The sequence below is a fragment of the Acidithiobacillus sp. genome (assembly GCF_023255755.1).
Taxonomy (GTDB): domain Bacteria; phylum Pseudomonadota; class Gammaproteobacteria; order Acidithiobacillales; family Acidithiobacillaceae; genus Acidithiobacillus.
The window spans coordinates 1-1,330 of sequence record NZ_JAGDVS010000147.1 but is presented as its reverse complement, the minus strand read 5'-3'; the positions used below and the strand labels follow the sequence as shown (position 1 = coordinate 1,330).

The 1,330-nt window shown below is 62.3% G+C and carries 1 protein-coding gene; it reads left to right on the top strand.

Features of this window, described 5'->3' with window-relative positions:
• Positions 1–1,330, top strand: a 1,330-nt coding sequence (locus Q0C48_RS10170) for a class I tRNA ligase family protein (RefSeq protein ID WP_291524040.1), incomplete at both ends; no start/stop codon positions are given.

Here is a 1,330-nt window from a genome sequence, read left to right as displayed (position 1 = left end):
CCGAAGCCCAGGCACAGGCCGACCGGATCGCCCCCGGCAAGAAGCTGACCCGCGATGCCGACGTGCTGGACACCTGGTATTCCTCGGCCATGGTGCCGTTCTCGACCATGGGCTGGCCGGAAGAAACGCCGGACATGAAGGCCTTTTTGCCGTCGTCGGTGCTGGTCACCGGCTTCGACATCATTTTCTTCTGGGTAGCGCGGATGATCATGATGGGCCTGCGCTTCATGGACGACGTGCCTTTCCATGAAGTCTATGTCCACGGTCTGGTGCGCGATGCGGAGGGCCAGAAGATGAGCAAGTCCAAGGGCAATGTCCTCGACCCCATCGACCTCATCGACGGGATCAGTCTGGAAGACCTCGTCGCCAAGCGTACCAAGGGCCTCATGCAGCCGCAGATGGCGGCCAAAATCGAAAAGGCCACCCGTAAAGAGTTCGCCGACGGCATTCCCGCCTTCGGCACCGACGCCCTGCGCTTCACCTTCGCGGCACTGGCCACCCAGGGCCGGGACATCAAGTTTGACCTCAAGCGGGTGGAGGGAAATCGCAATTTCTGCAACAAGCTCTGGAACGCCTCGCGTTTTGCCCTGATGCAGATACAAAATCCGGCCGATCTGGAAGGCGAGCGCGAACTGTTGGCGCCGGAACGCTGGATTATCGGTCGCCTGCAGCGCTGCGAAGCGGCTGTTAACAGCGCCATCGACCAGTATCGCTTTGCCGACGCCGCCCATGCGCTGTACCAGTTTTTCTGGAATGACTACTGCGACTGGTATATCGAGCTGACCAAACCGATCCTGCGCAGCGACAGCCCGTTTACCTCAGCGCAGCAGTGCGGGACCCGCAATACCCTGCTGCGGGTATTGGAGGCTGGCCTGCGTCTGATGCACCCGGTGATGCCCTTCCTCACCGAGGAACTCTGGCAGCGGATAGCCCCGGTCATCGGCAAGACAGGCGACAGCATTGCCCTCGCCCCTTATCCGGTGGCGGACCTCTCCCGTATCGACGTCCAGGCGGATGGCGATGCGGAATGGCTGATTGCGGTCATCCGCGCCATCCGCTCGGTGCGTGGCGAAATGGATATTGCACCTAACAAGGCGCTGCCGCTGCTGCTGCAGGGGGGCGATGCCAGCGACCGCCAGCGTGCGCAACAATATGCTCCCTGGCTCTTCGCTCTCAGTCGCCTCGCCAGTCTGGAATGGCTGGGCGCCGAAGAAGAAGCGCCGCCCGCCGCCTTGCAACTGGTCGGTGATCTGCGCGTCCTCGTCCCCCTCGCGGGAGTCATTGACGTGGTGGCTGAGCAGGCCCGTCTGGCGAAAGAACAGCAACGTCT